Raw genomic sequence first — 9345 nt, 5'->3', positions numbered from 1 at the left:
TGGGGGCAGACGGTAAATGGGCAGTGACGCCGGAAAACCCACTGGCTGAAGGCCAGCACAACGCGGTGGTGGTGATCACCGATCCGGCAGGCAACGCCAGCGAGCCGTCCGATCCGATCGGCTTTATCGTCGACCTGACTGCGCCGGAAAAACCGGTGATCGGTGACGTGGAAGATGACGTCGGCCCAATCACTGGCCCGATTAACGATGGCGATGTCACCGATGATACCCAGCCGGTATTCAGCGGCGGCGGTGCCGTGCCTGGCGAAACCGTTGAGCTGATTATCGACGATGAAGTGGTGGGCACTGCGATTGTGGGTGAAGACGGCAACTGGGAAGTGACGCCAGAAATCCCGCTGCCGGATGGCGAACATGAAGCGGTGGTGGTCATTACCGATCCGGTAGGCAACGCCAGCGAACCGTCGGATCCTATCGGCTTTATCGTTGACACCACGCCACCGGCACAACCGACCATCGATACCGTTTTCGATAACGTTGGCGACAGAACCGGCAACCTGGCGGCAGGTGAAACCACCGATGACAACACGCCAACCTTCAGCGGTACGGCTGAAGAAAATAGCCTCGTTTACATCATCGTCAACGAGAAAGTGGTGGATTCCGTGCGCGCCACTGAAACCGGCTCCTGGACCTGGGAACCGTCTCCGGGGTTGGCTAACGGTCCGTATAACGTCCGCGTTGTTGCGGAGGATCAGGCTGGCCTGCGCTCTGAGTCGTCTGAGGACTTTAACTTTAACGTGCAGGTGGGCGGAGTCCCTACAGCGCCGGCAATTACCGATGTGATTGACGATGTTGAGTCTCACACCGGCACCGTACAGCAAAACGGTACCACCAACGACGACCGCCCAACTCTCGTGGGGACCGGTCAGGACGGTACCACCGTTTACCTGTACGACGGCGCGAACCCGGACCCGATCGGCAGTGCAGTGGTAACGGGTGGACAGTGGAAAATTGAATTTAGTACGCCGCTGGCACAGGGCGAGCACCGCTTCCGTGCGGTAGCGGAAGATGCCACCGGCAACCGCAGCCCGGAAACGGGCGAATGGGTCATCAACATTGATTCCGCCGCGCCGGGCGAGGCGACAGACGTTGAACTGTGGGACGACTTCGGCACGCCGGGGATTATTGCCGACAACGGTACGACCGATGACAACACCCCGACCTACCGGGGTAAAGGTGAAGCGGGCGGTACGGCGATTATCGACCTGGGCGATGGCACCACCGTGCGTGTACCGGTTGATGGCAGCGGCAACTGGAGCTACACCCCGGCACCTGCACTGGCGGACGGCGACTACACCTGGCAAGTCTCGATTGAAGACAAGGCCGGCAACGTCGGACCTGCATCCGACCCTATTCACTTCATCGTGGATACCAGCGGAAACGGGATTTCGATTAGCCACGTTGTGGATGATGAAGGTGGCATTCAGGGCAACCTGGCCAGCGGCAGCCACACTGATGACACGACGCCAACCGTTGTGGGCCGCGCTACGCCTGGTGCCATTGTGAAAGTCTACGTTGACGGAAACCTGGTTGACAGCGTGGTGGCCGATCCGACCACGGGTCAATGGCAGTACACCGTCAACCCGGCGCTGTCGGCGGATCGCACATATCAGATCACCGCCAGTGAAAACACCGGCACCGGTGACGGTCCACAAACCGCACCGTTTGAGCTGACGCTCGATACCCGCATTCCGACCGGCACCCTGGACGGTATAGCGGATGATGTCGGTCTGGTTCAGGGTGACCTGGCGAACCCGTCTGTGACCGACGATACCACCCCGACCCTGCGCGGTACCGGTGTGGCGGGCGACGTCGTGTTTATTTACGACGGCACGACTCTGATTGACTCCGTCACCGTTGGCCCTGGCGGCAACTGGAACTACACGTTACCGCCGCAGAATAACGGTACAGAGCTGGATATGAACGTGGTGTTCCAGAGCCCAACGGGCGTAAGAAGCGCGCCGAGCGATTCGTGGAAAATCACCATTGATACCGAAGCGCCAACGGCCAGTGCGGTGGCTGATGGCCTGAGCAAAGACTCCGGCGTGAGCGATGCGGACTTCATTACCAATAACAGCGGCCCTGGCAGCCTGGTCACCGGCCATCTCTCGGCTGCGCTGGACGCAGGCGACAAAGTCCTTGTCTCCGTTGATGGCGGCACGACCTGGCAGGAAGCGCTGGTCGACGGCGATAAGTGGGCCTATGTGGACACGCAGGGCCACAGCGCTGACTGGACCATTTTGACCCGTGTTGTTGATGCGGCAGGTAACTACACCGAGTCGTCACAGAACGTGGTGGTGGATCAGGTTGCACCGGACGCCCCGACCGACGTGGTGCGGAGCGGTAACGATGTCACCGTCACGCTGCCGGGCAGCAACGTGACGGCGGGTGATTCGGTTCTGGTGAAGGTCGGAGATGTCTCTGTCACGCACACGCTGACGGCGGCGGATATCGCGAACGGTAATGTGACGCTGAGCCTGCCACCGGGCGGTTATACCGATATTCCGGTCGGGGCAGCCATTGTGGACGCGGCGGGTAACAGCTCGGACTACCGTACCAGCGACTTCACCAGCACCAACAACTTTGAATCTGCTGATGAGTTTACGGCGATCAATGCGGGCCAGTGGGTGCACGGAATGCGTTTCTCACACACGACGGATACCAGTACGGCTGACTACGAATTCGACAGACAGCCCATCGGGGTGGGAAGCACAAACAGCCTGTATCTGTTCAGTTCATCAGCAGATGGCGGGATGGAAGCCAGCATGTTTGTCGACTTCCAGTATGGCGCCAAAACCGTCGATTTCGATTTCAACCCGAGATTTGCGGGTCCGTCTACGGTGGTGACGTTCTATGACATCAACGGCAATGTGATTGGTTCTCAGCCTGTGAACGCGCCGATCAGCAACCGTAACGTCCATGTGTCGTTAAACAATCCGGAGGAGACGCCGGTTTACCGGATGGAAATCCACCATCAGGAGCAGCCGGGCAGCACCGGGTTTGGTTTCAGTATCGATAACCTGGTGGTGAGCGGCACGGCGAAAACCGTCACGCCGGGTGAATTCCTGGCGGATAACCAGGGCGATGTCTGGTATGGCGACGCGGCGGACAACCTCTATCAGGTGAGTGACGTGGCCAGCCTGACCGACGCGGTGATCCAGGGGGGAGAAGGGACGGACACGCTGAAGCTGTTGGGTGCGGATCAGCATCTCGATATGAGCGCGCTGACCAACAAAATCCAGTCAATGGAAGTGTTCGACATAACGGGAACAGGTAACAACACCCTGACGCTGAGCGCGGGCGATGTGCTGGAGAACGCCACACAGAACCTGTTCCACGATAACGACTTCAACCAGTTGATGGTGAAGGGCGATGCAGGCGATCGGGTCAATCTCAGCGACCTGTTGCCAAACGATATAGACCCGGGCAACTGGACAGACGGTGGCACGGTTAACGTTGGCGGAGTGGAGTATCAGTCCTTCCAGATGGAAAGCCTGAATACCGAAATCCTCGTTCAGATGGGAGTGACGGTCACGCTGCAAAACCACTAATTGATATCAGGAAACGGAGGCGCCTTTAAGGGGCCTCCGGAAAGTAAAAACGTTTAGCCGTTTTTTTAATCCAGGGATTTTCCCGAACATAAACAGAATATAGTTGGATATTGAGTATGAAAAAGACCATCGCTTCTAACAACAATACTGAGCCAAACATCGCTGCTGTGGCGACACTGCCGCCGCTGCCGACCGACGTTTTACTGTGGAACGATTACCAGTTCCCGCGTGAAATTAACAATAACGATATCAGCGAAGATAACACCCCGACCATTAGCGGTAAGGGTGAGCCGGGCATGACGGCTGTGATCGACCTCGGTGACGGGCAGAGCATTCGTGTACCCGTCAATGCAGAAGGTAACTGGAGCTGGACGCCTGCCCCTGCGCTGGCGGACGGAACCTATACCTGGTCTGTGGCGCTGGAAGATGCTGCGGGTAACCGTGGTGAAGCCACCGCGCCAGTGACCTTTATCGTCGACACCGTGGGTAATGCGGTATCCATCAGCCACGCGGAAGATAATACCGGCACGTTGACCAACCCGCTGGCCAGCGGCAGCAGCACGGATGACCTTAAGCCGGTTATCGTGGGGACGGCAACGCCTGGCTCTCTGGTGACGCTGTATGTTGACGGGGAAGCGGTGGGTACGATGACTGCCGATCCAACGACCGGTGCGTGGGCCATTGAGATCAACCCTGCGCTGGAGTCGGGTAAAACCTATGAAATTACGGCAGGGGAATTCAGCGGTCCTGGTGAAATTCCACCTCCGACACGTCCATTCCTGCTGACCATCGATACCGTTGTTCCGACCGGGACGTTCGATCGCGTATCGGATGACGTTGGTCGCTATCAGGGGGACCTGCCGAATCCGGCGGTGACGGATGACACCACGCCAACCCTTCACGGTACGGGCCGCCCAGGTGACATTGTTTTCGTACGTAATGGCAGCGACATTATTAGCTCGGTAACCGTGGGCACTGATGGCCGCTGGGAATATACCCTGCCTGAACAAACGAACGGTGCCGCGCTGGATGTGAGTGTGGTATTCCGTGGCCCAACGGGCGTTGAAAGCGCGCCAACCGATCCCTGGAAGCTGGTGATTGACACCGAAGCGCCAGTGAAACCGATCATTGGTGACGTTGAAGACGATCAGGGTCCGGTTATCGGCCCAATTAATAACGGCGATGTGACCGATGATACCCAGCCGGTATTCAGCGGCGAAGGCGCTGTGCCAGGTGAAACCGTAGAACTGATCATCGACGATGAAGTGGTGGGTACCGCGATCGTGGGTGAAGACGGTAAATGGGAAGTCACACCAGAAAATCCACTGGCAGAAGGCGAGCATGAAGCCGTGGTGGTCATCACCGATCCCGCGGGTAACACCAGCGAACCGTCCGATCCGATCGGCTTTATCGTTGATACCACGCCACCGGTGAGACCGACTATCGACACCGTCTTTGACGACGCGGGTCAGCAAACAGGTTATCTGCAAAACGGCGATATCACTGACGACAGCACCCCGACCTTTGCGGGTTCTGCCGAAGAGAACAGCCTGGTGTACATCATCGTCAATGGCCGTGAAGTTGCTTCCGTTCGCGCCACCGATGAAGGTACCTGGACCTGGACGCCGCCGCTGGGGCTGGCGAACGGTCATTATGACGTGAAAGTGGTCGCCGAAGACAAAGCGGGTCTGCGTTCGGATCCTTCTGATGCGTTCTCCTTTGACCTGCTGGCAGGCGGTATTCCAACGGCACCGGCAATCACCGATGTGATTGACGATGTCGAATCACACGTCGGCACGGTACAGAACGGTGGCATCACGAATGACGATCGTCCGGTTATTACCGGTACCGCGCAGGATGGCACCACCGTCTATCTGTACGACGGCGCGAACCCGAACCCAATCGGCAGCGCGGTGGTCACCGGTGGACGCTGGACCATTGAGTTTAATTCGGCGCTGGCGCAGGGCGAGCACCGCTTCCGCGCGGTCGCAGAAGATGTGACCGGCAACCGCAGCCCGGAAACCGGTGAGTGGGTCATTATTGTGGACTCCGTCGCACCAGGCGAAGTGGCTGACGTGGAACTGTGGGACGACTTCGGTACGCCAGGTCTGATTGGTAACAACGACACCACCGATGACAACACCCCAACCTACCGTGGTAAAGGTGAAGCGGGCGGTACCGCTATTATCGATCTCGGTAATGGTACTACCGTGCGCGTTCCTGTCGATGGCAGCGGTAACTGGAGCTACACCCCGGCACCTGCGCTGGCGGACGGCGACTACACCTGGAAAGTCTCGATTGAAGACAAAGCGGGTAACGTCGGCCCTGCGTCCGACCCGATCCACTTCATCGTGGACACCAGCGGTAACGGCGTATCCATCAGCCACGTCGTGGATGATGAAGGTGCCATTACCGGCAATCTGGGCAGCGGCAGCCACACCGATGACACGACCCCAACGGTTGTGGGCCGCGCGACGCCGGGCGCACTGGTGAAGGTGTACGTTGACGGCAATTATATCGATAGCGTACGTGCGGATGCGGTAACCGGTAGCTGGCAGCTGACCATCACCCCTGCGCTGAGCGCGGATGGGACATATCAGATCACCGCGACGGAAGATCCGGGAACGGGTGACAGTGCACCTACCGCACCGTTTGAGCTGACGCTGGACACCAGCATTCCGACAGGGACGCTGGATCGCATCGCCGACGATGTAGGCCTGGTGCAGGGCAATCTGGCGAACCCGGCGGTGACCGATGACACCACGCCAACGCTGCACGGTACTGGCCGTGCGGGCGACACCGTGTTCATTTACGACGGCACCACGCTTGTTAATTCTGTGACCGTAGGCAATGACGGCACCTGGAACTACACGCTGCCACCGCAGAACAACGGCGCCGAGCTGTCTCTGAGCGCGGTCTTCCAGAGCCCGACCGGTGTGAAAAGCGCACCAACCGCGCCGTGGGATCTGACGATTGATACTGACGCGCCAACGGCGCCGACCATTACCGGCATGTATGACGATGCGGGTACGCTGATTGCGGATGGCGGCCGTTCACGCGACACCACGCCAGAACTGCGCGGTACGGCTGAGAAAAACAGCCTGGTGAAAATCTATGGCCCGGACAGCAAAACGCCAATCGCTTCGGTGTATGCCGATGCGGACGGTAACTGGACGTGGACATCGCCTGCGCTGGCAGATGCGAAACATGACTTCTACGTGACGTCACAGGATGCGGCGGGCAACGTCTCTGGCGAATCCAACCACTACGGTCTGGAAGTGGATACCCGCGCTGCAGCTCCGATCATTCTGGGGGCGTACGATGACGTGGAAGGCGGCATCTATAACGGCCTGGTGCCAGACGGTGGGCTGAGCAACGACGGCAATATGCAGCTGCGCGGAACCGCTGAGCCAAACAGCGTCGTGTATATCTACAACGCGTATAACAACGCGGTGCTGGATACGGTGAAAACTGATGCGAAAGGTAACTGGACCTGGGAGCATGCGGTTGCTGACACGGCTGCCGGTCGTCCGCATATGTTCTACACCATTGCGAAAGACGATCTGGGTAACGTGTCGGGTAAATCTGAGACCTATTCGATCAACGTAGATACCGTTAATGCGACACCAGTTATTACAGGTGCTTATGACAACGTAGAAGGTGGTATTTATAACGGTCTGGTGGGCAACGGTGGCGTAACGAACGACCGCACGCCTGAGTTACGCGGTACGGCGGAGGCTGGTAGCGTTGTGTATTTCGTCAACATGGCGAATGGTGCGACAGTGGCTTCCACAACGGCGGGAGCTGATGGTAAATGGTCTTATCAGGCGACAACTAACTATAACCAGACATATTCCTGGCAGGTTTTCTCAATCGATAATGCTGGGAACCGTTCAGCGAACTCATCAACCTTCTCACTCACGGTTGATACGGTGAATAACGCACCTGTTATCACCGGCTCTTACGATGATGTTCAGGGCGGCGTGTATAACGGTCTGGTGGGCAACGGTGGCGTAACCAACGACCGTGGCCTGGATTTACGCGGGACAGCGGAAGCGGGCAGCGTGGTGTATATCATCGACCCGGCAACCGGTGGGACTTATGGCTCGGCGGTTGCCGCTGCGAATGGCGCATGGTCATACCCAGTGACGACCAACTACAACAAGCTGTATGAATTCCAGGCTTATTCAATCGACAGGGCCGGAAACCGTTCGGCTACCTCATCGAAATTTGGGATCACCGTGGATACGGTGAATAACGCGCCCGTTATCACCGGCTCTTACGATGATGTTCAGGGTGGTGTGTATAACGGTCTGGTAGGCAACGGTGGCGTAACCAACGACCGTGGCCTGGATTTACGCGGGACAGCGGAAGCGGGCAGTGTGGTGTATATCATCGACCCGGCAACCGGTGAGACTTATGGCTCGGCGGTTGCGGCTGCGAATGGCGCATGGTCATACCCAGTGACGACCAACTACAACAAGCTGTATGAATTCCAGGCTTATTCAATCGACAGGGCCGGAAACCGTTCGGCTACCTCGTCGAAATTTGGGATCACTGTAGATACCGTCAACGCCGCGCCAGTGATCACCAGCGTAACGGATAACGTCGGTCCGGTAACGGGCAACGTGGCCAACGCGGGTTCAACGGATGACAACACGCCGACGCTGAACGGTACCGCTGAAGCAGGTAGCACAGTGTACATCGCGGTGAACGGTTCTACGTACAGTGTCACCGCCGCCGCTAACGGCAGCTGGAGCTTAACGCCGTCTGCACTGCCGTTGGGGAACCACACGTTTAGCGTGTTCTCTATCGATAAAGCAGGGAACCAGAGTGCGGGTGTTTCACGCAGCCTGACGATTGCACCGCCGATGGCCAGCGGTTACGAAGACTTTACCGGCCAGAGGGCGGGTACGTTCCTGGGGGGGAATCCGACCACGTCAGGGTTTAAGGTATTGGCTGGGGGCAGTGAAATCAGTACGACGTTAATGGGGGTAAATACTGGTAACCCATTCTTGTTCATTCGTCAGGGGAGCACCGGAACAACCTTTACCGTGGGTGACACCGATCAGATTAGCTTCCAGTTAACAGGATGGGGGATCTGGTATGGCGGTGCTTTGACGTCAATCGCACCGGCTAACGTCAAGTTTTATAATGCGGCAGGAAAAGAGATTGGTTCCCTGAGTGGGGTTGGCAGAACGGGCTCGGAGTACGTGAATTTTAATTTCAAGGCTCCTGCAGGTGAAGTGATCAGTAAAGTCACTATTGTCACTAATGACGGGAGTGGTCTGGCACTGGACAATATTGCATGGGGAACCCAGGCAGCCAGCCGTTCCGCAGGGCGTTCTATGTCCATGATGATGAACGCCGAAGAGCAGCATGACGATAGCGCCAGTGTTGTTAGCACCCTGAACGATCGTGAGATTAACCTGGATAATCTCCAGCACAAGACGATTGATATTACCAACAGCAAGCAGGACAAGCTGAATATCAGTCTGCACGACGTGCTGACCCACGCTGAAAAAGACCTGTTTATCACCGATGGCAATAAACAGCTGATGGTGCAGGGTAATAAAGGCGACGTGGTAAACCTGAGCGATCTGCTGCCTGACAACAGCGATCCGGGCAACTGGACCAACGCCGGTAATGTGAAGGTATCGGGTGTTGAGTATCAGGTGTTCCACATGGAAAGCCAGGATGTCGAGCTGCTGGTACAAGCTGGCGTAACCGTCAACGTGAATAATCACTAACTTAAACTTTTCCAGGCCTCCTTTCG

At 57.4% G+C, this 9345-nt stretch carries 2 protein-coding genes; both read left to right on the top strand.

The annotated features are described in order from the left end of the window. Window positions 1-3569 (top strand): Ig-like domain-containing protein (locus L466_RS04430; protein ID WP_032681502.1); only part of this gene is annotated, 3569 nt, incomplete at its 5' end. A gap of 116 nt (window positions 3570-3685) precedes the next feature. Beyond that, window positions 3686-9319, top strand: coding sequence for an Ig-like domain-containing protein (locus L466_RS04435; RefSeq protein WP_032681501.1), 5634 nt, complete (start codon window positions 3686-3688; stop codon window positions 9317-9319). The last annotated feature ends 26 nt before the right edge of the window (window positions 9320-9345 follow it).

The sequence above is a fragment of the Enterobacter sp. BIDMC 30 genome (genome assembly GCF_000534355.1).
Taxonomy (GTDB): domain Bacteria; phylum Pseudomonadota; class Gammaproteobacteria; order Enterobacterales; family Enterobacteriaceae; genus Enterobacter; species Enterobacter ludwigii.
The sequence above is the reverse complement of the archived record's forward strand: the minus strand, read 5'-3'. Positions and strand labels throughout refer to the sequence as shown.

Bases quoted from the DNA above. Each gene is read 5' to 3' on its own strand.
- L466_RS04435 (WP_032681501.1), top strand. From the start codon at position 3,686: ATGAAAAAGACCATCGCTTCTAACAACAATACTGAGCCAAACATCGCT.